General features: G+C 43.4%; 26 protein-coding genes and 2 tRNA genes. 9 read left to right on the top strand and 19 right to left on the bottom strand.

The genetic code is table 11. The annotated features are described in order from the left end of the window. Nucleotides 1-8: 8 nt before the first annotated feature. From nusA to rlmE, 9 genes are all read right to left on the bottom strand, one after another. A complete protein-coding gene (gene nusA / locus BDD26_RS01940; protein WP_038261498.1) occupies nucleotides 9-1,517 on the bottom strand; it encodes a transcription termination factor NusA in 1,509 nt (502 codons plus the stop codon). A gap of 21 nt (nucleotides 1,518-1,538) precedes the next feature. After that, the gene (gene rimP, locus BDD26_RS01935) at nucleotides 1,539-1,991 is read right to left on the bottom strand and encodes a ribosome maturation factor RimP (RefSeq protein ID WP_038261495.1); all 453 of its coding nucleotides are present in this window, start codon (nucleotides 1,989-1,991) and stop codon (nucleotides 1,539-1,541) included. 237 nt (nucleotides 1,992-2,228) lie between these two features. Continuing rightward, a tRNA-Met gene (locus tag BDD26_RS01930) sits at nucleotides 2,229-2,305 on the bottom strand. Between the two features lie 58 nt (nucleotides 2,306-2,363). Continuing rightward, nucleotides 2,364-2,453: transfer RNA gene (locus tag BDD26_RS01925), tRNA-Leu, on the bottom strand. Between the two features lie 113 nt (nucleotides 2,454-2,566). Then, entirely contained in the window at nucleotides 2,567-2,914 is a 348-nt protein-coding gene (gene secG, locus BDD26_RS01920) for a preprotein translocase subunit SecG (RefSeq protein WP_038261492.1), read from the bottom strand. 197 nt (nucleotides 2,915-3,111) lie between these two features. Next, on the bottom strand, nucleotides 3,112-4,443 hold the full coding sequence (glmM, locus tag BDD26_RS01915; protein WP_115825400.1) for a phosphoglucosamine mutase: 1,332 nt from the start codon (nucleotides 4,441-4,443) through the stop codon (nucleotides 3,112-3,114). A gap of 78 nt (nucleotides 4,444-4,521) precedes the next feature. Further along, complete coding sequence (gene folP / locus BDD26_RS01910; protein WP_115825399.1) at nucleotides 4,522-5,367, bottom strand: dihydropteroate synthase; 846 nt, start codon at nucleotides 5,365-5,367, stop codon at nucleotides 4,522-4,524. 112 nt (nucleotides 5,368-5,479) lie between these two features. Beyond that, the gene (gene ftsH / locus BDD26_RS01905) at nucleotides 5,480-7,405 is read right to left on the bottom strand and encodes an ATP-dependent zinc metalloprotease FtsH (protein ID WP_038261483.1); all 1,926 of its coding nucleotides are present in this window, start codon (nucleotides 7,403-7,405) and stop codon (nucleotides 5,480-5,482) included. 47 nt (nucleotides 7,406-7,452) lie between these two features. After that, nucleotides 7,453-8,082, bottom strand: a complete 630-nt coding sequence (gene rlmE, locus BDD26_RS01900; RefSeq protein WP_038261480.1) for a 23S rRNA (uridine(2552)-2'-O)-methyltransferase RlmE — start codon at nucleotides 8,080-8,082, stop codon at nucleotides 7,453-7,455. A gap of 133 nt (nucleotides 8,083-8,215) precedes the next feature. Here rlmE and yhbY point away from each other — a divergent pair, with 133 nt between their 5' ends. Continuing rightward, nucleotides 8,216-8,509 carry a ribosome assembly RNA-binding protein YhbY gene (gene yhbY, locus BDD26_RS01895; protein WP_038261477.1) on the top strand — a complete coding sequence of 98 codons (294 nt, stop codon included), beginning with the start codon at nucleotides 8,216-8,218 and terminating at the stop codon, nucleotides 8,507-8,509. Between the two features lie 151 nt (nucleotides 8,510-8,660). Here the strand turns inward: yhbY and greA are convergent, their stop codons facing one another. Further along, complete coding sequence (greA, locus tag BDD26_RS01890; protein WP_038261474.1) at nucleotides 8,661-9,137, bottom strand: transcription elongation factor GreA; 477 nt, start codon at nucleotides 9,135-9,137, stop codon at nucleotides 8,661-8,663. A 315-nt stretch (nucleotides 9,138-9,452) separates the two neighbouring features. Between greA and dacB the strand changes: the two genes are divergently transcribed. After that, entirely contained in the window at nucleotides 9,453-10,901 is a 1,449-nt protein-coding gene (gene dacB, locus BDD26_RS01885) for a serine-type D-Ala-D-Ala carboxypeptidase (protein ID WP_170140358.1), read from the top strand. A gap of 82 nt (nucleotides 10,902-10,983) precedes the next feature. Here dacB and cgtA read toward each other — a convergent pair whose 3' ends face one another. The 3 genes from cgtA to rplU form a co-directional block, all read right to left on the bottom strand. Next, on the bottom strand, nucleotides 10,984-12,153 hold the full coding sequence (cgtA, locus tag BDD26_RS01880; RefSeq protein WP_115825397.1) for an Obg family GTPase CgtA: 1,170 nt from the start codon (nucleotides 12,151-12,153) through the stop codon (nucleotides 10,984-10,986). Nucleotides 12,154-12,283: 130 nt separating this feature from the next. After that, complete coding sequence (gene rpmA / locus BDD26_RS01875) at nucleotides 12,284-12,541, bottom strand: 50S ribosomal protein L27 (protein ID WP_038261469.1); 258 nt, start codon at nucleotides 12,539-12,541, stop codon at nucleotides 12,284-12,286. A gap of 20 nt (nucleotides 12,542-12,561) precedes the next feature. Then, a complete protein-coding gene (gene rplU, locus BDD26_RS01870; protein WP_038261466.1) occupies nucleotides 12,562-12,870 on the bottom strand; it encodes a 50S ribosomal protein L21 in 309 nt (102 codons plus the stop codon). Nucleotides 12,871-13,120: 250 nt separating this feature from the next. On the opposite strand from rplU, the gene ispB reads away from it, so the two are divergent. Continuing rightward, nucleotides 13,121-14,092: an octaprenyl diphosphate synthase gene (gene ispB, locus BDD26_RS01865; protein ID WP_038261463.1), complete on the top strand. Its 972-nt coding sequence runs from the start codon at nucleotides 13,121-13,123 to the stop codon at nucleotides 14,090-14,092. Nucleotides 14,093-14,138: 46 nt separating this feature from the next. Here ispB and BDD26_RS01860 read toward each other — a convergent pair whose 3' ends face one another. Further along, nucleotides 14,139-14,519: a DNA-binding protein gene (locus BDD26_RS01860; protein ID WP_038261460.1), complete on the bottom strand. Its 381-nt coding sequence runs from the start codon at nucleotides 14,517-14,519 to the stop codon at nucleotides 14,139-14,141. A gap of 75 nt (nucleotides 14,520-14,594) precedes the next feature. Next, entirely contained in the window at nucleotides 14,595-14,942 is a 348-nt protein-coding gene (locus tag BDD26_RS01855; RefSeq protein WP_038261457.1) for a DNA-binding protein, read from the bottom strand. Nucleotides 14,943-15,129: 187 nt separating this feature from the next. On the opposite strand from BDD26_RS01855, the gene BDD26_RS01850 reads away from it, so the two are divergent. Beyond that, a complete protein-coding gene (locus tag BDD26_RS01850; protein ID WP_038261455.1) occupies nucleotides 15,130-15,393 on the top strand; it encodes a helix-turn-helix domain-containing protein in 264 nt (87 codons plus the stop codon). A gap of 115 nt (nucleotides 15,394-15,508) precedes the next feature. Here the strand turns inward: BDD26_RS01850 and mdh are convergent, their stop codons facing one another. Then, on the bottom strand, nucleotides 15,509-16,447 hold the full coding sequence (mdh, locus tag BDD26_RS01845; protein ID WP_115825396.1) for a malate dehydrogenase: 939 nt from the start codon (nucleotides 16,445-16,447) through the stop codon (nucleotides 15,509-15,511). Nucleotides 16,448-16,635: 188 nt separating this feature from the next. Continuing rightward, nucleotides 16,636-16,830: a hypothetical protein gene (locus BDD26_RS01840; protein ID WP_115825395.1), complete on the bottom strand. Its 195-nt coding sequence runs from the start codon at nucleotides 16,828-16,830 to the stop codon at nucleotides 16,636-16,638. Between the two features lie 57 nt (nucleotides 16,831-16,887). Here BDD26_RS01840 and argR point away from each other — a divergent pair, with 57 nt between their 5' ends. Further along, nucleotides 16,888-17,358 (top strand): transcriptional regulator ArgR, encoded by a 471-nt coding sequence (gene argR / locus BDD26_RS01835; RefSeq protein ID WP_115825394.1) that lies wholly within the window; start codon nucleotides 16,888-16,890, stop codon nucleotides 17,356-17,358. A 133-nt stretch (nucleotides 17,359-17,491) separates the two neighbouring features. Here argR and mpl read toward each other — a convergent pair whose 3' ends face one another. Next, nucleotides 17,492-18,862 (bottom strand): UDP-N-acetylmuramate:L-alanyl-gamma-D-glutamyl-meso-diaminopimelate ligase, encoded by a 1,371-nt coding sequence (gene mpl / locus BDD26_RS01830; RefSeq protein ID WP_115825393.1) that lies wholly within the window; start codon nucleotides 18,860-18,862, stop codon nucleotides 17,492-17,494. A gap of 170 nt (nucleotides 18,863-19,032) precedes the next feature. On the opposite strand from mpl, the gene fbp reads away from it, so the two are divergent. The 4 genes from fbp (at nucleotide 19,033) to ppa (ending at nucleotide 22,657) form a co-directional block, all read left to right on the top strand. Next, nucleotides 19,033-20,037, top strand: coding sequence for a class 1 fructose-bisphosphatase (gene fbp / locus BDD26_RS01825; RefSeq protein WP_115825392.1), 1,005 nt, complete (start codon nucleotides 19,033-19,035; stop codon nucleotides 20,035-20,037). 204 nt (nucleotides 20,038-20,241) lie between these two features. Beyond that, nucleotides 20,242-21,255, top strand: a complete 1,014-nt coding sequence (locus BDD26_RS01820) for a type IV toxin-antitoxin system AbiEi family antitoxin (protein ID WP_115825391.1) — start codon at nucleotides 20,242-20,244, stop codon at nucleotides 21,253-21,255. Beyond that, nucleotides 21,209-22,021: a hypothetical protein gene (locus tag BDD26_RS01815; RefSeq protein WP_115825390.1), complete on the top strand. Its 813-nt coding sequence runs from the start codon at nucleotides 21,209-21,211 to the stop codon at nucleotides 22,019-22,021. The genes BDD26_RS01820 and BDD26_RS01815 overlap by 47 nt, the downstream gene beginning before the upstream one ends. Before the next feature lie 105 nt (nucleotides 22,022-22,126). Then, complete coding sequence (gene ppa / locus BDD26_RS01810) at nucleotides 22,127-22,657, top strand: inorganic diphosphatase (protein ID WP_038261437.1); 531 nt, start codon at nucleotides 22,127-22,129, stop codon at nucleotides 22,655-22,657. 131 nt (nucleotides 22,658-22,788) lie between these two features. On the opposite strand, the gene BDD26_RS01805 is transcribed toward ppa, so the two are convergent. After that, complete coding sequence (locus BDD26_RS01805; RefSeq protein WP_038261434.1) at nucleotides 22,789-23,136, bottom strand: gamma-glutamylcyclotransferase family protein; 348 nt, start codon at nucleotides 23,134-23,136, stop codon at nucleotides 22,789-22,791.

Below are 23,136 nucleotides of genomic sequence, written 5' to 3'. Positions count from 1 at the left end.
CAGTTTATTTATGCATCATCGCCAAACCAACAGATATTACGGGCTGCCATAATGAGTTCTCCTGCTTTCTCATCATTCAGTCCTTCGATATCAGATAAGTCGTCGATACCCTGCTCGGCAAGATCTTCCAGAGTACAGATGCCACGGGCAGCCAGGTTAAACGCCAAAGTACGTTCCATGCCAGGCAGATCCAGTAAATCTTTGGCAGGTTGCTGATCACCAAGGCTCTCTTTCTGAGCCAGTTCCAGCGTCGTCAAGGCCGCTTTTGCTCGTTCACGGAGAACTTCAACGGTTTCCTCATCAAGGCCTTCCACTGCCAGAAGTTCATTGATTGGCACATAAACCAACTCTTCCAGTGTGGAGAAACCTTCTTCGACCAATACAGTGGCGAAATCTTCATCAATGTCGAGATGCTTAGTAAATGTATCAATAGAAGCATGAGCTTCTGCCTGATGTTTCGCTTGCAGCTCTTCCGCAGTCATGACATTCAGTTCCCAATTGTCATCACCACGATGTTTTTTCAGCAATTGTGCCGCCAGACGGACGTTTTGGCCATTACGACCAATCGCCTGGGCAAGATTGCTGTTTTCCACGGCAACATCCATCGTACAGTTATCTTCATCAACAACAATAGATGCAACATCCGCCGGAGCCATTGCATTAATAACAAATTGCGCAGGATTGTCATCCCACAATACGATATCAATTCGTTCACCGCCCAACTCACTGGAAACGGCCTGTACCCTTGCACCACGCATACCTACGCAAGCACCGACCGGATCGATACGCTTGTCATTAGTTTTCACCGCGATTTTGGCGCGGGAGCCCGGATCACGGGCAGCAGCTTTGATCTCAATGATCTCTTCGCCAATTTCCGGTACTTCAATGCGGAACAATTCAACCAGCATCTCTGGACGAGAACGGCTAATGAAAAGCTGTGCGCCACGTGCCTCTGGACGCACATCATACAAGACACCACGCACGCGGTCACCAGGGCGGAAGTTTTCACGTGGCAGCATGTCTTCACGCAAAATAACCGCTTCAGCATTATTACCCAAATCAAGGGTAATATTGTCACGATTTACTTTTTTGACCTGACCAGTCACGATCTCACCCTGCTGTTCGCGGAACTGATCGACGACCATTGCACGTTCAGCTTCACGTACTTTCTGCACGATAACCTGTTTTGCAGTCTGGGTTGTAATACGGTCAAAAGTTACTGATTCAATTTGATCTTCAATATAACCACCCAGTTCAATTTCTGGGTCTTCAAATTTTGCAGCTTCCAATGTGATTTCACGAGTCGGCAGAGTGACCTCTTCAACAACTAACCAACGGCGGAAAGTATCAAAATCACCGGATTTACGATCGATGCAAACACGGACATCGATTTCCTGCTCATATTTTTTCTTGGTGGCTGTCGCCAGTGCAATCTCTAATGCTTCGAAGATTTTTTCACGAGGGAGAGATTTCTCATTAGAAACCGCTTCCACAACAGCCAGAATTTCTTTATTCATCCTAGTTGCCTCATCCGAACTTTAAAAGTGGGGTACCAGGTTCGCTTTCTGGATGTTGCTCAGTGCGAACACTTCGTCTTTTCCATCCACCGTAACCGTAATCATTTCACCATCAACAGCTTTGATAATTCCTCGCCATTTACGACGGTTTTGCATTGCCATGCGTAACATCAAGATGACTTCTTCACCCATGAAACGCTGGTAGTGTTCAGTCTTAAACAGTGGACGATCAAGCCCCGGTGAAGATATTTCCAGGTTATAAAGCCCTGAGATCGGATCTTCTACATCGAGTACTGCACTGACCTGATGGCTAACATCAGCACAATCATCAACAGTGATACCCTCCTCACTATCGATATAGACCCGCAGTGTCGATACACGTGCGCGAATAAACTCCAGGCCCACTAATTCAAAACCTAAAGCTTCAACTGGTGCTGAAATCATCGCTGTTAATTTTTGCTCTAATGTGGACAAGCCCACCCCCAAGACATAAAAAAAGGGCTATATTAGCCCAGTAGTTCTGCTGTCAAATAACAAAAAACCCCGAAACCCGGGGCTTTATGCAACTGGACCCTATTTACTGCCAGTGGTCTCAACCAACTTCTTTTATATCTCTCAAAGCTATACCTCTGGAAGCAACCTGTCAAATCAGGATTGATATCCTAGGCTGCTAAATCATAACTATTTGAAAGAGTATATGTTGTTAAGAAGTGGTTGCGGGAGCCGGATTTGAACCGACGACCTTCGGGTTATGAGCCCGACGAGCTACCATGCTGCTCCATCCCGCGTTCGAAAACGTGGCAAATCTTACGCTGATAACACTAAAAACGCAAGTTTCTAGACTAATGGTGCCGAGGACGGGACTTGAACCCGTACGCCCGTTGTTTAGGCACTACCACCTCAAGGTAGCGTGTATACCAATTTCACCACCTCGGCACTGATTGTAGAACTGTTATCTTAACCTGTTAAGATACTAACCGCTTAAATCAACAACCCTACTTTAATTCTTTTACTGACTATTCTTTTTACCGAAAGCTTTCTAGCGAAAGTTACTGCGGGATATCACTATTCGGTTTAGTTGGCTTCGCTGGCACTACGGGAACTTCTATTTGTTTCTCAACTTGTGCAGGTTCAGCAATATTTTCCCACTTACCGCTTGAACCAGTTCTGTTACTGGTCATATTACCCAGCACCAAACTGATAACAAAAAACAGTGTTGCAAAAACCGCTGTCATACGGGTCATAAAATTCGCAGAACCCGATGAACCAAATATTGTTGCAGACGCACCCGCACCAAACGAAGCACCCATATCAGCACCTTTCCCCTGCTGTAGCAGAACCAGAGCAATTAGCCCGATACCGACCAGCAAGAATATACCTAAAAGAGCTTCATACATATGTTGTACCCGTTTCCTCGTGGGATTTGCCATAACTTTGGTAACGTCATAACTATGGTAACGTTATACTGCATCACCCGCCCAAAATTAAAAAAATTAACTGATTGAGCGGGTGTGAATACTAACCAAAGCGTTTCAGACAAGCAAGGTTAATTTCAAATACTGATGCCGATCGAAGAAAAAATCAGCAAATCAGACTATTTTTTCACAGCATCTGCGATACGATGCGCCAGTGCCGTAACCTGTTCCTCATCTTCACCTTCTACCATCACACGGATCAGTGGCTCAGTGCCCGATTTGCGTAACAGTACTCGACCACGACCATCTAACGCAGCTTCAACTTCTTTAACAACTTCGAGTACTCGTTCTGATTGCAAAGGATCGTTATCACCACTAAAACGAACATTGACCAACACTTGTGGTAACAATTTCATGCCACTGCACAGATCATGCAGACTCATATTGTTGCGTACCATAGCACTTAATACCTGCAAACCAGCAACAATACCATCACCTGTTGTGGTTTTATCCAGTAATATGATATGGCCTGAATTTTCTGCGCCTAAACGCCAGCCTTTTTCCTGCAATTTCTCCAGTACATAACGGTCACCAACTTTGGCACGTTCAAATGGAATACCAAGCTGTTTCAACGCCAACTCCAATCCCATATTGCTCATCAAAGTTCCCACTGCACCACCGCGCAGTTGTCCTTGCCGCAATGCTTCACGTGCGATGATGTAAAGTATCTGGTCTCCATCCACTTTCTGACCCAAATGATCAACCATGATTATCCGATCACCATCACCATCAAATGCCAAACCGACATTTGCCTGCTCTTCCAAAACCCATTTCTGCAATAGCCGGACATCTGTCGCACCGCATTCTTCATTGATATTGATACCATTTGGCTCACAACCAATGGTTATCACATCAGCACCCAACTCTCTGAGAACATTCGGTGCGATATGGTAGGTAGCACCATTAGCACAATCCAATACAATTTTTAATCCATTTAGACTTTGTTCACTAGGGAATGTGCCTTTACAGAATTCGATATAACGGCCTGCCGCATCAACGATACGATTAGCACGCCCTAATTCGGCAGATTCTACACAGGTCAGCGGTTTTTCCATTTCGGCTTCAATTGCTTCTTCCACATCATCAGGAAGTTTGGTGCCATCAATGGAGAAGAATTTAATACCATTATCATAATAAGGATTATGAGAAGCTGAAATAACAATTCCCGCTTCAGCGCGGAAAGTGCGCGTCAGGTATGCTACGGCTGGTGTCGGCATCGGGCCAGTAAACGATGCTGATAGCCCAGCGGCTGCCAGCCCTGCCTCCAAAGCAGATTCCAGCATGTAGCCAGAAATACGGGTATCTTTACCAATAATAATTTTGCGAGAACCATGACGCGCCAGTACTTTACCCGCGGCCCAACCAAGTTTTAAAACAAAATCAGGGGTAATCGGACTGTTACCGACTTTGCCACGGATACCATCAGTACCAAAATATTTACGGTTACTCATAAATTTCTTTCTTCCTTTGCTGAACGTATTCTTTGTTCACAATCTGCGTATTGCTGATTATTTTTCCGGCGGGATTCACTACTGACGAAAAATCGTCTTCTCTGACAAGGTTGCCTGAACAATCTGCATTGCCTGCACCGTTTCTTTTACATCATGCACACGAATAATCTGAGCTCCCTGCATAGCCGCAATGACAGAGCAAGCAACACTTCCCGTTACTCTCTCCTGTGGAGGGACATGGAGTAACTGACCAATCATGGACTTGCGTGACATACCAGCCAGAATCGGCAGACCAAGATGATGGAGCTCTTTCAAATGAGCCAATAATTGATAATTATGTGATAAATTCTTACCAAAACCGAATCCCGGATCTATCATCAGCTTGTTTCTTTTAATGCCTGCCGCAACACAGCGTTCAATCTGCGCTTCTAGATATGTTTTGACTTCTACCACAACATTCTCGTAGTGAGGTTCTACCTGCATTGTTCGGGGTTGCCCCTGCATGTGCATTAAACAAACTGGCAACTCTGTTTTTACCGCTGTCTCTAGTGCACCCGGCTCCTGCAATGAACGGATGTCATTAATGATATGCGCCCCTGCTTTGGCAGCTTCCTGCATGACGATAGCTTTTGACGTATCAACAGAGATCCACACCTTAAAACGCTGCGCCAAAGATTCTATTACAGGTACAACACGATCTAGTTCTTCCTGCTCACTGACATCATCAGCACCGGGACGCGTTGATTCGCCACCAACATCAATAATAGTGGCTCCTTCTTCAATCATTCTGGCGGCATGTTGTAGTGCCGCATCAAGGGTACTGTGAGTACCACCATCTGAAAAGGAATCAGGGGTAACATTCAGAATTCCCATGACTTGCGGATGGGAAAGGTCAAGAATACTGCCTCTGGCTGTCAGTTTCATCGCTGGGGGGCCTTAATGTTAAAAACCCCAGGACAAACCTGGGGTTTAGTAAGTACGGTCTGTCAAAACCAGAGGCAACCTTCTATCAATGATTGCCCTTGGTTTGAATAGATTATGCAGTTGGATTACCATCCACAGGTTTCGTAGCCTGCTGCTGAGAAGGTGTATTCTGACGATTATTACTGCTATTACCGCCATTATCGTTATCACCTTCCCAACCTGCCGGTGGACGGACTGTAGTGCGGTTCATCAGGTCATCAATCTGAGGCGCATCAATGGTTTCGTACTTCATCAAAGCATCTTTCATTGAATGCAAGATATCCAGATTATCCATCAGAATCTGACGTGCACGCTGGTAGTTGCGATCAATGATAACTTTCACTTCTTGATCAATTAAACGTGCGGTATCTTCCGACATGTGTTTTGCCTTAGCCACAGAACGACCAAGGAAAACTTCGCCTTCTTCTTCCGCATACAACAGTGGACCCAGTTTTTCCGAGAAGCCCCATTGTGTCACCATGTTACGGGCAATGGATGTCGCCACTTTAATATCATTGGAAGCACCCGTAGAAACATTATCTGGGCCGTAGATGATCTCTTCTGCGAGACGACCACCATATAAAGTAGAAATCTGACTTTCTAATTTCTGACGGCTGGCACTGATTTGATCACCTTCTGGCAAGAAGAAAGTTACACCCAACGCGCGGCCACGGGGAATGATTGTCACTTTATGGACAGGATCATGCTCAGGAACCAGACGGCCAATGATGGCATGTCCTGCTTCGTGGTAAGCGGTAGATTCTTTCTGCTCTTCTGTCATGACCATTGAACGGCGCTCTGCACCCATCATGATCTTATCTTTTGCCTTCTCAAATTCCACCATAGATACGACACGTCTGTTGCCACGAGCGGCAAACAAAGCTGCTTCGTTAACCAAGTTTGCTAAATCCGCACCAGAGAAACCGGGTGTACCACGGGCAATAATGGAAGCATCAATGTCAATATCCAATGGAATACGGCGCATATGAACTTTTAGAATCTGTTCACGACCGCGGACATCTGGCAGACCAACGACAACCTGACGGTCGAAACGGCCCGGACGCAACAGAGCAGGATCCAGAACATCAGGACGGTTAGTTGCAGCGATAACGATAATGCCTTCGTTACCTTCAAAGCCATCCATTTCAACCAGCATCTGGTTCAACGTTTGTTCACGTTCATCGTGTCCACCACCCAAACCAGCACCACGTTGGCGCCCTACGGCATCAATTTCGTCGATAAAGATAATACAAGGAGCGGCTTTCTTCGCTTGTTCAAACATGTCACGAACACGAGAAGCACCAACACCAACAAACATTTCAACAAAATCAGAACCAGAAATGGTGAAGAATGGTACTTTAGCCTCACCTGCGATTGCTTTCGCCAGCAAGGTCTTACCTGTACCCGGAGGCCCTACCATCAGGATACCTTTCGGGATCTTACCACCTAGTTTCTGGAAACGGCCGGGTTCACGTAGGTATTCCACCAATTCACCCACTTCTTCTTTTGCTTCATCACAACCAGCAACATCAGCAAACGTGGTTTTGATCTGATCTTCCGTTAACATACGGGCTTTGCTTTTACCGAAAGACATCGCTCCTTTACCGCCACCACCTTGCATTTGGCGCATAAAGAAGATCCAAACGCCAATCAGCAGTAGCATTGGGAACCATGAAATAAAGAGAGTCGCTAACAGGCCTTGTTGCTCTGGTGGTTCACCAACAACTTTTACCTGTTTGTTGAGCAGCGTATCCAGCAGCTTCTCATCCTGAACTGGCATATACGTGCTATATTTTCCACCGTTGTCTTTCTTAGTGAAATCAATGTCACGACCCGAAATACGTACTTCACTGATTTGATTATGTGATAACTCACTGATGAAGTTCGAGTAATCCACCCTACGACCACTGGAATCGCCGGGACCAAAACTCTGGAACAATAACATCAAGACAACTGCGATGACTAACCAGAGAATCAGGTTTTTCGCCATGTCACTCAAGGGATTAACCTCATATTACAACTGTGTTAACAAATAGCAGCAGGGTACTACACTTTCCGCCCTGTCGCTACAATGTATACTTCACGTGATCGTGCCCGCGAAGCGTCTGGTTTACGAATTTTGACTTTCGTAAAAAGGGAGCGTATTTCCCTCAGGTACTCATCAAAGCCCTCTCCCTGAAACACTTTGACGATAAAACTACCCCCAGGGGCCAGCACATCACGACACATATCCAACGCTAACTCAACCAGATACATGGATCGAGGAATATCGACCGCGGGGGTTCCACTCATATTGGGAGCCATATCCGACATGACGACCTGGACTTTATTATCACCAACTCTCTCAAACAATGTTTTCAATACAAATTCATCACGGAAGTCCCCCTGTAGGAAATCAACTCCGACAATGGGATCCATCGGCAAAAGATCACAGGCAATTACCCGACCACGATCACCAATCTGACTGACTACGTACTGAGACCACCCACCTGGGGCAGCGCCTAAATCAACAACGGTCATGCCCAGTTTAAAGATTTTGTCGCTTTGCTGTATCTCATCAAGTTTAAACCAAGCGCGGGAGCGAAGCCCTTTTTTCTGCGCCTGAAGAACATATTTATCACTAAAATGTTCCTGTAACCAGCGACTTGAGCTTGCTGAGCGTTTTTTATTGGCCATTGTTCTTTCCAACTATACTAATAGAGAGCCCTATTTTTGCATTCTCTTATCAAACCACACCACACACTTATGGTGATAGTTAGGAGATGGCGGTAGAATATGTCGTTTTCAATCCCAACTAAGCAAAAAAACGATGACTCTTAACAAGAAACAAGTGCAATACCTGAAAAGTCTCGCTCATTCATTAAAGCCTGTCGTTATGATCGGTAACAACGGACTGACTGAAGGCGTATTGGCCGAAATCGAACAAACCCTTTCGCATCACGAGCTTATCAAAGTCAAGGTTGCAGGCGAAGACCGTGAAATCAAAACTTTGATCGCAGAAGCTATTGTTCGTGAAACTGGCGCATATAATGTGCAAATTATTGGAAAAATGCTAGTTCTCTACCGCCCATCGGAAGAGCGCAAGATTAGTTTACCGAAATAATCTCAACATACTTATACAAAAGTGCCATTCTACCATGATAAAAAAGGCCAAATCAGGCCTTTTTATTTCCATCATCAACATATAATAGCTGTTTTCTATGCCCCTTCCCGCCCTATGAGCGGGAAGGTTGACTCGACCTTTAAATTGAATATCAAATATACTCAACGTTCAGAACTTCATATTCCACTTTTCCGCCCGGAGTATCAATCACAGCAACGTCATCCACTTCTTTGCCAATTAAACCACGGGCAATAGGCGAGTTAACCGACAGCAGGTTTTCTTTGATATTCGCTTCATCATCCCCCACAATGCGGTAAGTTTGTTCTTCATCAGAATCAACGTTTAACACCGTTACCGTTGCACCAAAAATCACACGGCCATTGTTGGTCATCTTAGTGATATCGATCACTTGTGCATTAGAAAGTTTAGCTTCAATTTCTTGAATACGGCCTTCACAGAATCCCTGTTGCTCACGAGCAGCGTGATATTCAGCATTTTCTTTCAAGTCACCGTGCTCACGCGCCTCAGCGATTGCAGTAATAATTTGAGGGCGACGTACATTTTTCAGATATTCTAATTCTTCGCGCAATTTATCTGCGCCACGTACCGTCATCGGAATTTGTTTCATTTATCAAACCTCTAAATCAATCCTAAGCCCAGACAACATCTTCCTGATTTTTGCAATAGCATCAATTCTCTTGCAATAACAGTATCTTGCAATAGACCACAACACAATGAGCACACCCTATCAGGCGGGCTTTCAGACAATAAAAAGAGTATAAACTACAGAATACTCTGATAGTTCACATACATATTTAAACTGCTAATCTATCATTTTAACGTAGAGTTGATGATGGATCATCGTTTACTTTTTCCTGAATTGCATCTTAGTATTATTGATACAAATATTATCGGAATACATTCACATTTATATGCGAGATCTATGGCTCTTTTAAAAATTACCAGCAGAATAGCTTGTATGCTCAGTTTGAGCCTGAGTATTTTCAGTGCAAATGCCTCTTCAATTGAAGAAAATATCCAATATTTGCCAGCAGGAACTAATTTTTCATTTATCGCCCAGAAAGTCGGCGAAAAAACACCTATCGTTGATTATCACGGACAGCAATTGGCATTACCTGCCAGTACTCAGAAAATTGTGACAGCATTAGCTGCCTTATTACAGCTTGGCAAAGATTTCCGTTTTGTCACTACATTAGAAAGCGACGCTAATGTTGAAGAGGGCAGATTAAAGGGCAATCTTATCGCCCGTTTCGTTGGTGATCCATCGTTAACACGCACACAACTGCGCAATATGGTAGAAAAGTTAAAACAGTCTGGTGTACAGCAGATTGATGGTGATCTCATCATGGATATTTCCATTTTTTCCAGCCACGATAAAGCACCCGGCTGGGTATGGAATGATATGACGCAATGTTTTAGTGCCCCTCCTGCTGCTGCTATTGTGGATAAAAATTGTTTTTCAGTCTTACTCTACAGTGCTGAACAATCTGATGCATTAGCCACCGTCCATGTTCCTTCGTATTATCCTGTCAACGTATTCAGTGAAGTAAAAACACTTGCGAAAGGTGCTCCAGAAGCAAAGTATTGTGAACTTGATGTGACTGCGGGAGAATTGAACCGATATACGCTGACTGGCTGCCTGACACAACGTAGTGAACCCTTGCCACTGGCATTTGCTATCCAGAATGGAGCAAGCTATGTGGGTGCTATTCTGAAAAATGAACTACATCTTGCTGGAATTGAGTTAAAAGGCCATCTACGACGCCAATCGCTTCCTGAACAGCCAGAAAAGATCCTCGCATTGAATCAATCAACACCTTTACATGACCTGCTCAGAATCATGCTGAAAAAGTCAGATAATATGATAGCTGATACCATTTTTCGCACCCTGGGACATTATTATTTTAACGTTCCCGGCACCTGGCGTTCCGGCTCTGATGCTGTTCGTCAGATCTTAAAACAAAAAGCAGGTATTGATCTTGGTAATACTGTCTTAGTTGATGGTTCCGGCCTCTCACGCCATGATCTTATCACTCCTTCCACTATGATGGAGATTTTACAATTCATTGCCCAGCACAATAACGAATTGGATTTTATCTCCATGCTGCCACAAGCAGGTTATGATGGCACATTAGCCTATCGTCCCGGTCTGCATGAAGCTGGAGTTAATGGTAAAGTTTTTGCGAAAACAGGATCATTGCAAGGTGTATATAATCTTGCTGGCTTTCTGAAAACTGCCAGCGGACAACAGATCGCTTTTGTTCAATTTATTTCGTCTTACTCCGTCTCTTCTGAAGATCAGCGTCAGCGCCGTGTTCCTCTGACCCGTTTTGAAAGCCATTTATATAAGTCGCTATACAAAAACAATTGACGAAAATGCTTTCAAAGAGAATAAGAAAAAAGGGCGCTTCAAATACGCCCTTTTCCATCATTTGTATATCTGGTGTGAGAATTTAGCGTTTGTAAATAAATTCAACGCCTTCTTCATCTTCTTCGTCCCAGTCATCATCCCAATCATCAGTATCAGATGCTTGCTGCAACTGTTCCTTATGGTAGTCATCCCACATGAACTCAACTTTCTCCGGCTGAGATCCTTCCTCAGCATCTACTTGACGAGGCTGAGTCTTGATGAATTCCATGATATCCCAGCAGAGCTCTTTCACTCCCTGACGATTCACAGCTGAAATCATGTAATAGTCATCTTCCCAACCCAGTACATCAGCGATCGCTTTCGCCTTCAATTTAGCGTCTTCCGGATCGGTCAGATCAACCTTATTGAATACCAACCAGCGTGGTTTTTCAGCCAGTTTTTCACTGTATTTATGCAGTTCATTGATGATAATACGGGCATTCTCTACTGGATCAGATTCATCAATCGGGCAGAGATCAATTAAGTGCAACAGTACACGGCAACGCTCCAAATGTTTCAGGAAACGAATACCCAAACCAGCACCTTCTGATGCACCTTCAATCAAACCTGGGATATCTGCTACTACAAAGCTTTGCTCATTATCCATACGTACGACACCAAGGCTTGGTACTAACGTCGTAAATGGATAATCAGCGACTTTAGGTTTTGCTGCTGAAACAGCGCGAATGAAGGTAGATTTACCCGCATTCGGCATTCCCAACATCCCTACGTCAGCCAGCAACATCAGCTCCAACAGTAGCTCACGACTTTCTCCCGGTGTTCCCATAGTTCTCTGGCGAGGAGCGCGGTTAACAGAGGATTTAAAGCGGGTGTTACCCAACCCATGAAAACCACCTTTCGCAACCATCAAGCGCTGCTCGTGACGTACCATATCTCCCAGAATTTCCCCTGTAGCGATATCACGGATACGAGTCCCTACCGGTACTTTAATGGTAATATCCTGACCACGCTTGCCGGTACAATCGCGACTTTGCCCATTTTGCCCACGTTCAGCGCGGAAGGACTTCTCAAAACGGTAGTCGATTAGCGTATTAAGGTTTTCATCTGCCAGTAGATAAACGTCTCCACCATCACCGCCGTCACCACCGTCCGGCCCACCTTTTGGAATATATTTTTCACGACGGAAGCTGACACAGCCATTGCCACCATCTCCCGCTACAACCAGTATCCTGGCTTCATCTACAAATTTCATCACTTTTCTCCGTAGGATAGCCACTATAAAGCTGGATGGCAGATCGTACCCAGAGATGGCATAATCCAAAATATAAAAAGCCCCGCAACACATATTGCAGGGCTTCCGATTCGATCGAAGTTCAAAAAACTTATTCAGCTACAATGCTGATAAATTTACGGTTTTTTGGACCTTTGACTTCGAATTTAACTTTTCCGTCAGCTAATGCGAACAAGGTGTGGTCACGGCCACAACCTACATTGTTGCCTGCGTGGAATTTAGTACCACGTTGACGAACGATGATGCTACCTGCCAAAACAGATTCACCACCAAAACGTTTTACACCCAGACGTTTGCTTTCAGAATCGCGACCGTTACGAGTCGAGCCGCCAGCCTTTTTGTGTGCCATTAATCTGCTCTCCTAATATCTTAAGCGATGCCAGTGATTTTAACATCAGTGAACCACTGACGGTGGCCCTGCTGCTTACGGCTGTGTTTACGACGACGAAACTTAACGATTTTAACTTTCTCGCCACGACCGTGCGCAACAACTTCAGCTTTAACTTTAACGCCTTCAACGATTGGAGCGCCGATTTTGATGTCTTCACCATTAGCGACCATCAGAACCTGGTCAAACTCAACAGTTTCACCTGTTGCGATGTCCAGCTTTTCCAAGCGAATAGTTTGACCTTCGCTTACTCGGTGTTGTTTACCACCACTTTGGAAAACCGCGTACATATAAACTCCGCTTTCCGCGCACTCCCTAAAATTCTTTCCAGAGCGCGCTATAAAATATTCACAATAGGGCGCGAATTCTACGCAAAAACCTCTTGGAAGACAAGAGCAGAATTAGAACAGAGGAGAAAAAAGCCGAGTTTTTCGATTGTCATTTATTTGAACGGTTTTTCAAGTACAATCAACATATCGCGATATCTATTGATACACTAATTAATGAGCATAGCTCTCAATCAGAGTCCGAAGCCAAAACATGAACTTAGAATCGATAATTAAACTTACAGCTGATGATATGGCAGCGGTTAATGAAACAATTCTTAACCAATTAAATTCTGATGTAGTGCTAATCAACCAGCTTGGCTATTACATTATCAGCGGCGGTGGTAAACGTATTCGCCCAATGATCGCAGTGTTGGCTGGTAAAGCACTGCATTATGAGGGAAAGAAACATATCAAAATTGCTGCCCTGATCGAATTTATTCACACAGCGACCCTACTCCATGATGACGTCGTAGATGAGTCCGATATGCGCCGTGGTAAAGCAACTGCCAATGCTATGTATGGCAATGCAGCCAGCGTTCTGGTTGGCGATTTTATCTATACTCGCTCGTTTCAGATGATGACAGACCTCAATTCTATGCGAGTGCTGAAATTGATGTCTGACGCCACGAATGTTATCGCTGAAGGTGAAGTGATGCAGTTGATGAACTGTAATGATCCGAACATTTCAGAAGATGACTATATGTGCGTAATTTACAGTAAAACGGCACGTCTGTTTGAAGTAGCAGCGCATTCTGCCGCTATTTTGTCTGGTGCAACTCCGGAGCAAGAAGAAGCACTACGTGATTATGGTCGCTATCTTGGTACTGCATTTCAATTGATTGATGACCTGTTAGACTACGATTCCGATGATAATACACTTGGAAAAAACACCGGAGATGATTTAAACGAAGGTAAACCTACTCTCCCACTATTACATGCTATGAATCACGGAACGCCTGAACAGTCAGCACTGATCCGCGAAGCTATTGAAAAAGGTAATGGCCGCCATTTGCTGGACACTGTGCTTACAACGATGAAACAGTGTGGTTCACTTGATTACACCCGCCAACGGGCGGAGGAAGAAGCAGATAAAGCAATCTCAGCGTTACAAGTACTTGATGAATCTCCATACAAAGCGGCCCTTGTGGGATTAGCCCACATCGCTGTACAGCGACTTTCCTGAGCCAGGCCCAGTATAGTATATCCTGGGTGTAAGTATCCCAGACTATTCAGTCTGGGATACTCCCTTTGTTTTCAACCTCTTGAATTCCTACATACTGCACAATGCTGGCAAGTCCTTTACGTAAAATGAACTTAACCATTCGCTCCCTTTCTGGCTTGGTCAATTGATAATAAGCTTCCACCCAAATCATAAACGGATCCTGCCGTTTGTTCCGGTAATACTCAACCGAGTTCTCACTGACAGTCAGTACATTCAAAACATCTTCGGGCAGGCTATTGATATGATATTCGAGTGCTTTTCCCTGCACTCCACGCTTACGGCGTTGTTCCCAGCCTTCACGTCTTGCCATCAGGTTTACTCCCTGGGGAGACGATGGCAGACCAGCGAGGCCAATGAGTTCCTTTGCAGAATACCATTCTTTTTTCATCTCTCTCTCCTCGCTTTGTACCGGAGCAGTAAAGAGGAAGCCAAATTTTAAACATTTAGCCTTTCAAAAGCTGCCTCAGGTAGCTACGATTTTTTCCAAAAAACTTCTTATTCCATCTCGTAGTATCACTTCTGTAATTACCTCCTTTTCTTCATCCGTGAGTAGATTAAACGCACTTACCCAGATAGATAGAGGGTCTTGTTTCTGAACCTGATATTCAGGTGATATTTCATTAAGTTCCAGAGCTGCCAATGTTGATTCAGGAAGACATGAATAGTGATATTCAATTGCCCTTCCCTGAACACCTGTTCGTTTCTGTCTCAACCACTCTTCACGTTTGGCTCTGGCATTCACTCCTTGTGGTGATCTAGGTAACTCACCTACACCGGTCAACTCCATTGCCGTATACCACTCTTTTTTCATAATGTTTCTCTATTTTTGTAACCAAGTTCAAAAAAGAAGTTATTAAGAAAAAATTAAAAACATTTTTAGAAAAAATAATGTTATTTTATTTTCTTAATAACAGATCCATGTTCGTTATTAATTTCACTCTAACGCTTTAGTTATACCACTAATGTGGCTCTAAATTTAATAGGAAAGGATTAAAAAAATGATTTCTATGAAATCGGATTGGCATCCTGCTGATATTATTGCTGCTTTACGTAAACGTGGAACAACTCTGGCCGCTGTTTCTCGTGAATCAGGACTAAGCTCATCAACTTTGGCGAATACTCTTTCTCGCTCGTGGCCTAAGGGAGAATGGATAATAGCAAACTACTTAGGTATTCATCCGTCTGAAATATGGCCAAGCCGTTATTTCAATCCTCATACTGGAGAGTTATTAGAAAGGAAAATAAGAGAGAAAAAAGAATAATTAGCTACCAATATAATTATTGAAAGAAAAACCGCTAGCTTTTTTAAACTAGCGGTTTTTGTTATCTAATATATTTAAGTTAATTCGTATATTAATAAATTAAGAATTAATTGAATTAACCATTAATAAATCTTTCGCCCAATTCAATATCTTTTTTCAGAACATCCAACATATTATCTAATGCTTTCTGTTCAAACTCACTCAATTGACCAATATCTAAACGTTCTTCAATACCATTTTTGCCCAAACGAACAGGTTGTGCAAAGAAACGAGCATATTTGCCGTCACCTTCTACGTAGCTGCACTCGATAACATGACTTTCACCCTGCAAACCACGGATCAAAGAAAGACCCAGACGTGCTGCTGCTTGACCCATAGACAAAGTTGCGGATCCACCACCTGCTTTTGCTTCAACAACTTCAGTACCAGCATTCTGAATACGTTTCGTCAACGCTTCTACTTCTTCATCAGTGAAGCTGACACCGGGTATCTGAGACAATAATGGCAGAATAGTGACACCAGAATGACCGCCGATAACAGGAACTTCCAGCTCTTCTGGTTTCTTACCTTTCAGTTCTGCCACAAACGTATTAGAGCGGATAATATCCAGAGTAGTTACACCAAACAGACGATTTTTGTCGTAAACCCCTTCTTTTTTCAGAACTTCGGCAGCGATTGCCACAGTAGTGTTCACAGGGTTAGTAATAATTCCGATTAATGCTTTTGGACATGTTTTAGCAACCTGTTGAACCAGATTACGGATAATTCCTGCATTAATATTAAACAGATCTGAACGATCCATACCAGGTTTACGTGCTACACCTGCAGAAATCAATACAACATCCGCTCCTACTAATGCAGGAGTTGCATCTTCACCAGCAAAACCAGTGACCTTCACCGCTGTTGGGATATGACTCAGATCGGCAGCCACACCTGGGGTCACCGGAGCAATGTCATACAAGGAAAGTTCTGAACCTGAAGGAAGCTGGGTCTTGAGTAGAAGGGCAAGTGCCTGACCAATACCACCGGCTGCACCGAGAACTGCAACTTTCATCCTGATACTCCTTTAAATAAGTGCTGTAAAAAACTTAAACCTGTCTGGTTAAGAGACTCAATATTTCCCATACGTATAAGTATAGGATAAGCTCTCAGCCTTACTCATCACTACGTATTAAAAACAATCTGTTAACAGACAGATTATCTACCTAATAGCCCAATGATGGAACACTAAAGTTTTTTATTTTAGACAAAATGCTTATCTGTTAATGAGATAATGGGCACTTTTTTAGGAATTATTCCTGATATCTTATTAATTGCTCTGTTGATTAACTTATCCTCCTCCTTTCCCCTGAATAATGCAATTTTATTAACAATACATTTACCGGACTCAATAATATAATTATGCTCTCCATTAGGTTTTTCTTCTCTTCCTTGCATAAAAATTCACTTTTTTGCACAATATCGGCTTCATAGTGGATTCAACGATGGTGAAATATGCGAATTCCTTCGAAACAGGAAGATTTGGTCAAGGCTTTCAAAGCATTATTAAAGGAAGAAAAATTCAGTTCTCAAGGCGAGATAGTTTCAGCACTCCAAGAAGAAGGTTTTGAAAACATTAATCAATCTAAAGTTTCCAGAATGCTGACAAAATTTGGCGCTGTCAGAACCCGTAATGCAAAAATGGAAATGGTCTACTGTCTGCCAGCAGAATTAGGTGTTCCCACTGCCACCAGCCCATTGAAAAATCTGGTATTAGATATTGATTATAACCATTCCGTAGTGATCATTCGTACCAGTCCTGGCGCAGCACAGTTGATCGCGCGTTTGTTGGATTCATTAGGAAAAGCAGAAGGGATCCTTGGCAGTATTGCAGGAGATGACACTGTTTTTTCTACACCGACACAAGCCCTTACAACCAAACAGCTCTATGAAGCTATCCTCAACCTATTTGAGCAAGAACTGTAAATCAATCGTCCATCAAAACCATGTAAAAACACGGCTCACTGCAAACCATTCTACCAGAGAAAATTTTGCCAGAGATTCTGTGCAAGAGGATCGTTTAATCACTGCGATCCTCCAATTTAACGCTTGTGATCAATTAAGCAGCATGTGCTTTATTATTCAACGCCGACAATAATTTCTCATGAATACCACCAAAACCACCATTACTCATGATCAGTATGTGGTCACCCGGCTGTGCTGCCTCCACAATCATACGTACCAACGTGTCAATATCCATACTCCAGCGAGCAGGTTGAACACATTGTTCCGCAATTTCAGCAACCTGCCACTGGATATTACCAGGTTGAAACAGAAAAACTTCATCCGCTCGGCCCAGAGAAGGAGCAATATCATTCTTGCTCATACCCAGTTTCATGGTATTTGAACGGGGTTCCAGTACTGCAAGAATGCGTGCCATACTGCCCGCTTTGCTTCTCAGAGCTTCCAGTGTCGCCAAAATTGCCGTTGGATGATGGGCAAAATCATCATAAACCGAGATACCATTCACTTTGCCGAGTAATTCCAATCGGCGACGAGCATTGATAAAGTCACCTAATACCTGACAGGCATTCTCTGGCTGAATTCCCACATGGTGAGCTGCTGCAATAGCCATTAAGCCATTATGCATATTATGTTCCCCCACCAATGACCAGTTAACTTCACCAACTAATTCACCATGATAGTATACTTGATAGGCACTGCTGTCCTGAGTGGTTTTTTGGACCTGCCAAGCCCCTGTTTCCCCAAGGTGTTCCAATTCACTCCAGCATCCCATTCCAAGCACTTGTTTCAGATTTATGTCATTATCGGGCACAAGGATCTTCCCTATACCCGGTACGATTCTGACAAGATGGTGAAATTGCTTTTGGATGGCAGCCAGATTTTCGAAAATATCAGCATGATCGAATTCAAGATTATTCATGATAAGCGTACGAGGGCTATAATGAACAAATTTCGAACGTTTATCAAAGAAAGCACTATCGTACTCATCCGCTTCAATCACGAAAAACGGGCTTTCACCAATCTGTGCTGAAACATCAAAATTGCCCGGCACACCACCGATAAGAAATCCCGGTTTATAGCCACAGGCTTCAAGTATCCACGCCAGCATACCCGCAGTTGTTGTTTTACCATGTGTTCCTGCAACAGCCAAAACCCAACGCTCTGGTAAAACATAATCATGTAACCACTGAGGACCGGATGTATAAGGAATACCGCGATCCAGCACCGCCTCAACACAGGGATTACCACGTGTCATAGCGTTACCGATGATCACCATATCTGGCACAGGATCGAGTTGTGAAGGATCGTATCCTTGGATCAGTTCAATACCCTGATTTTTCAGCAGAGTACTCATAGGAGGATACACATTGGCGTCGGAGCCGGTAACTTCGTGACCTAATGAACGAGCGAGTATCGCCAGCCCTCCCATGAAAGTACCGCAGATGCCAAGAATATGAATACGCATTTATTTCTATCCGATATCATGAAGTGTATCACTATTCTAACCATCAAATCACAGATTAGAAATGCAATGGCCTATCAATCATTTTATTCTTTAGCTAAACTGCCCGCACTTAAGTGCTACCCCAACGTGTGGCACGATTTTAAAACCATAACCAAATCAGGGCCTTCGTCATGAAAACATTAGGCGAATTCATCGTCGAGAAACAACACGACTTTCCTCATGCTACGGGTGAACTGACCGCACTACTTTCTGCCATTAAACTGGGTGCCAAAATCATTCATCGGGACATTAATAAAGCTGGTCTGGTAGATATTTTAGGCACCAGCGGTGTTTCGAATGTTCAAGGTGAAGTCCAGATGAAACTGGACTTGTATGCTAATGAAAAACTCAAGGCAGCATTGAAAGCACGCGGTGAAGTAGCTGGTATTGCTTCCGAAGAAGAAGACGAGATCGTCATCTTTGATGGTGACCGGGCAGAAAATGCGAAGTATGTTGTTTTGATGGATCCACTGGATGGTTCTTCAAATATTGATGTAAACGTTTCCGTTGGGACTATTTTCTCCATTTACCATCGAATTACACCAGTTGGGCAACCCGTTACCGAAGAAGATTTCCTGCAACCGGGTCATCGTCAGGTTGCAGCGGGTTATGTGGTTTACGGTTCGTCCACCATGTTGGTTTACACCACTGGCTGTGGTGTTCATACTTTCACTTACGACCCTTCCCTGGGTGTATTCTGTCTGACCCATGAGAAAGTCCAATTCCCGGAAAAAGGTAATATGTACTCGATTAACGAAGGGAACTACATCAAATTCCCTCTGGGCGTGAAAAAGTACATTAAGTATTGCCAGGAACAAGACGAAGCAACTCAACGCCCTTACACTACCCGTTATATTGGCTCACTGGTTGCCGATTTCCACCGCAACCTGTTGAAAGGTGGTATCTACATCTACCCAAGCACAGCAAGTCACCCGACTGGCAAACTCCGTCTACTGTATGAGTGCAACCCGATGGCTTTCCTGGCTGAACAAGCCGGCGGCAAAGCCAGTGATGGCGTTAACCGGATTTTAGATATCATACCAAGCAAGCTGCATCAACGAGTGCCTTTTTTCGTCGGAACTAAATCTATGGTAGAAAAAGCCGAAAGTTTTATGGCTGAGTTTCCGGATGAGTAATATAAATCAACTGGTTGATTAATGGTTAAGAAGAGGCGAAGTTTCGCCTCTTTCTATTATTACTCCAACACGATGACTCCAATACAAACAACTACCCAGTTGTCTCTGTAATATTTATCAGTATTTTTTGACTTGCCCCACCCTAGTTTTGTTCATAAAATTATTTTGTTCATGATTCATGAACAAAGAAAAGGAGTGAACAAAATGCCTGAAGAAAAGTTCTTATCAGAAATTACAGCAAATCTTCCCGCTGGCTTCCAACTGCAATATGAATTGGAACCCCAGTACAATATTGGATCATGGCAACCAGATGGTTATGCCAAACTGTTATCTCCCGATGGAAATACTTTTTCTTTTGTTTTGGCAGTGAAAAAAATTCATCGTAAAGAAACACTAATAACAGCCAATGAGCAAGCCACACGTTATTTTTCTGATACTCCAAGTCTGTTACTGTGTAATTACCTTACTCCTGCACTCACTAAATATTGCGCTTCCCACAACTTGAATTTCATTGATACAGCAGGAAACGCCAGGATTTCAGTGCCAGGACTATATCTAAGCATTGAGGGTAAAAAGAGCAAAAATAATATCCAAATCAAAAGCAAGGTTTCTATAGGCACTCTCAAATTGCTTTTCATATTACTGTCTGCCCCTGAAACATTGAATGAAACGTACCGTTCACTCTCTGAATTAGCGGGAATATCCCTGGGAATGGTCAGTAAATCTTTTGAATTTCTTGAAAATCGACGCTACTATCGCAGAACAAAAAATGGTCGCCGTTTAATGAGAATTGAAGAGTTGCAAATGCTCTGGTTACGAGAGTATGCAACGATTCTTCGCCCTAAATTGAGCTATATCCCATTAAAGAGCATCCACTCATGGGAAGATATTTCATTAAAATCAATGGAGTATTGGGGTGGGGAAGTCGCGGCTGCCATATTGAGTAATGGCTATTTTATCCCGGAAAACTGGCAACTTTTTACACCATATCCATTACAGCAACGTCGTATGGAACTAAACCTACATCCAAATCGAGATGGAAAACTACGATTGACGTCAGCTTTCTGGGGCAATGCTTTTCAGCTCAACCATACAGCACAGACCATGCTGTGTGTTGCGGAACTATTAGCAAGTTTAGACGAACGCAATCTGGAAATGGCGAGGTTCATTAATGGAAAATATCTTCACCTTAACGAATCCACTCTCTTCAGTTATTGAAATCTTTTTAACGCGAATTAACTCTGTCTGTATCGAACAAAACATCCCTTTTTTCATTGCTGGTGCAACAGCTCGTGAAATATTGATACACCACGTCCATGACAAAAGCATAGGGCGCAGAACCCGTGATATTGACATCGCAATATTTGTTGATGAATGGAAAACGTTTGATGCACTCAAACTAGCATTTCTGACAAAGGGAGCTACGGAAGTAGCCAATAATATTCATCGCATGATATGGGACGAGATTGAGCTGGATATTATTCCCTTCGGTGGAGTTGCGGAACACAATCAAATTGTTTGGCCACCTGACAGAAATGTCATCATGGCCGTTGACGGTTTTTCTAATGCTTTTGCACACACAGTGAAAGTCCAATTGGATAACGGAGAAACCATTCCATTTTGTTCATTACCAGGGCTGGCACTACTCAAATTATTTGCCTGGCGTGATCGTGGGCATGCAAACGCCAAGGATGCAACGGACTTATTTAAAATCATTAGGGAATATGGTGCCATTGAAGATAACCGGATATATGAACCACCACTTGATGGCAGCAAACTAGACTGGGATCCAACCAGAATGGGGGCTATTTTGTTAGGACATGACATTGCCTTTATCAGCCAAACAGATTTAAAAACCATAATAAATACATTGGATAAAGAAAGACTGATCGACGATGTAGTAAGGCAATGGCCAGCAGAGCAATCAGAAACCATAGCACAAATCATGAATGATTTTTGGACAGGGATCCTCTACCACCATTAACCCATAGGAGTACAGGCATAATACAGAAAAATGGAATTACTTTAAGTCTGTTTTGGCTATAATATCCCGCACTCCATTTTGGTTTGAAATTGAAGGAAACCTTTTATGAGCCTGAACAATGTACCGGCGGGTCAAAAACTGCCAGAAGACATCTACGTTATTATTGAGATCCCTGCAAACGCCGACCCAATCAAATATGAAGTGGACAAAGAGTCCGGCGCTCTGTTTGTAGACCGTTTCATGGCGACCTCCATGTTCTATCCATGCAACTACGGTTATATCAACAATACCCTGTCTCTTGATGGCGACCCTGTTGACGTACTGGTTCCAACTCCATACCCATTGCAGCCAGGCTCCGTTATTCGCTGCCGTCCAGTTGGTGTTCTGAAAATGACCGACGAATCCGGTGAAGACGCTAAACTGGTTGCTGTTCCTCATTCTAAGCTGACTAAAGAATACGACCACATTAAAGATGTAAACGATCTGCCAGAGCTGCTGCGTGCCCAAATTACACATTTCTTTGAACACTACAAAGATCTGGAAAAAGGTAAGTGGGTAAAAGTTGATGGTTGGGAGAATGCCGAAGCCGCTAAAGCGGAAATCCAATCTTCTTTCGAACGCGCTGCGAAAAAATAATCCTGAGAGATAACAGCAAGTTTTGATTATAAAAAACCTCTGTACTTTTATTTATTGGCACAGAGGTTTTTTATTTGGTTATATTGGTTAATCTGTCAAAAATGATATAAAAACAGTAACACCGTTGATTTTTATCTCTCTTCGTGACGCTTCAGCCAGTCACCGCTTTCTATTCGAGGCACTCCCTCAACAGATAACATGTATAAATAGATCCATGCACTGCCATAAGGGGTTTTGACCAATTCCCTTTGATATTCCTGAGTATTCTTTTTCAAATCATCCAGTTCAGTCAAAATGGATGACGTAATGCGATAAACCTCACATTCAATTGTTCCTTCGCCACGGATCACCGCTGGATAATGCCCCAGATCATAAATTTCATAACCTTCCAACCTATGCTCCCCCAAAAGTTGAGCATAGGTCATCCAGTGGTGATTACCTTGTTTGCGCCTCAGGCTGCCATAAACAATAACTCGCAT

The organism is Xenorhabdus cabanillasii (genome assembly GCF_003386665.1).
In the GTDB taxonomy this organism is placed as follows: Bacteria; Pseudomonadota; Gammaproteobacteria; order Enterobacterales; family Enterobacteriaceae; genus Xenorhabdus; species Xenorhabdus cabanillasii.
Note: the sequence above shows the minus strand (reverse complement) of the source record. Positions and strands in the feature narration are given on the sequence as shown.

Bases quoted from the DNA above. Each gene is read 5' to 3' on its own strand.
- BDD26_RS01860 (WP_038261460.1), bottom strand. From the start codon at position 14,519: ATGAAAAAAGAATGGTATTCTGCAAAGGAACTCATTGGCCTCGCTGGT.
- argR (WP_115825394.1), top strand. From the start codon at position 16,888: ATGCGAATTCCTTCGAAACAGGAAGATTTGGTCAAGGCTTTCAAAGCA.
- BDD26_RS01805 (WP_038261434.1), bottom strand. From the start codon at position 23,136: ATGCGAGTTATTGTTTATGGCAGCCTGAGGCGCAAACAAGGTAATCAC.
- BDD26_RS01855 (WP_038261457.1), bottom strand. From the start codon at position 14,942: ATGAAAAAAGAGTGGTATACGGCAATGGAGTTGACCGGTGTAGGTGAG.
- glmM (WP_115825400.1), bottom strand. From the start codon at position 4,443: ATGAGTAACCGTAAATATTTTGGTACTGATGGTATCCGTGGCAAAGTC.
- greA (WP_038261474.1), bottom strand. From the start codon at position 9,137: ATGAAACAAATTCCGATGACGGTACGTGGCGCAGATAAATTGCGCGAA.
- rplU (WP_038261466.1), bottom strand. From the start codon at position 12,870: ATGTACGCGGTTTTCCAAAGTGGTGGTAAACAACACCGAGTAAGCGAA.
- ispB (WP_038261463.1), top strand. From the start codon at position 13,121: ATGAACTTAGAATCGATAATTAAACTTACAGCTGATGATATGGCAGCG.
- BDD26_RS01815 (WP_115825390.1), top strand. From the start codon at position 21,209: ATGGAAAATATCTTCACCTTAACGAATCCACTCTCTTCAGTTATTGAA.
- fbp (WP_115825392.1), top strand. From the start codon at position 19,033: ATGAAAACATTAGGCGAATTCATCGTCGAGAAACAACACGACTTTCCT.
- BDD26_RS01850 (WP_038261455.1), top strand. From the start codon at position 15,130: ATGATTTCTATGAAATCGGATTGGCATCCTGCTGATATTATTGCTGCT.
- secG (WP_038261492.1), bottom strand. From the start codon at position 2,914: ATGTATGAAGCTCTTTTAGGTATATTCTTGCTGGTCGGTATCGGGCTA.
- ppa (WP_038261437.1), top strand. From the start codon at position 22,127: ATGAGCCTGAACAATGTACCGGCGGGTCAAAAACTGCCAGAAGACATC.
- folP (WP_115825399.1), bottom strand. From the start codon at position 5,367: ATGAAACTGACAGCCAGAGGCAGTATTCTTGACCTTTCCCATCCGCAA.
- dacB (WP_170140358.1), top strand. From the start codon at position 9,453: ATGGCTCTTTTAAAAATTACCAGCAGAATAGCTTGTATGCTCAGTTTG.
- yhbY (WP_038261477.1), top strand. From the start codon at position 8,216: ATGACTCTTAACAAGAAACAAGTGCAATACCTGAAAAGTCTCGCTCAT.
- mdh (WP_115825396.1), bottom strand. From the start codon at position 16,447: ATGAAAGTTGCAGTTCTCGGTGCAGCCGGTGGTATTGGTCAGGCACTT.
- mpl (WP_115825393.1), bottom strand. From the start codon at position 18,862: ATGCGTATTCATATTCTTGGCATCTGCGGTACTTTCATGGGAGGGCTG.
- cgtA (WP_115825397.1), bottom strand. From the start codon at position 12,153: ATGAAATTTGTAGATGAAGCCAGGATACTGGTTGTAGCGGGAGATGGT.
- rlmE (WP_038261480.1), bottom strand. From the start codon at position 8,082: ATGGCCAATAAAAAACGCTCAGCAAGCTCAAGTCGCTGGTTACAGGAA.
- BDD26_RS01840 (WP_115825395.1), bottom strand. From the start codon at position 16,830: ATGCAAGGAAGAGAAGAAAAACCTAATGGAGAGCATAATTATATTATT.
- nusA (WP_038261498.1), bottom strand. From the start codon at position 1,517: ATGAATAAAGAAATTCTGGCTGTTGTGGAAGCGGTTTCTAATGAGAAA.
- BDD26_RS01820 (WP_115825391.1), top strand. From the start codon at position 20,242: ATGCCTGAAGAAAAGTTCTTATCAGAAATTACAGCAAATCTTCCCGCT.
- rpmA (WP_038261469.1), bottom strand. From the start codon at position 12,541: ATGGCACACAAAAAGGCTGGCGGCTCGACTCGTAACGGTCGCGATTCT.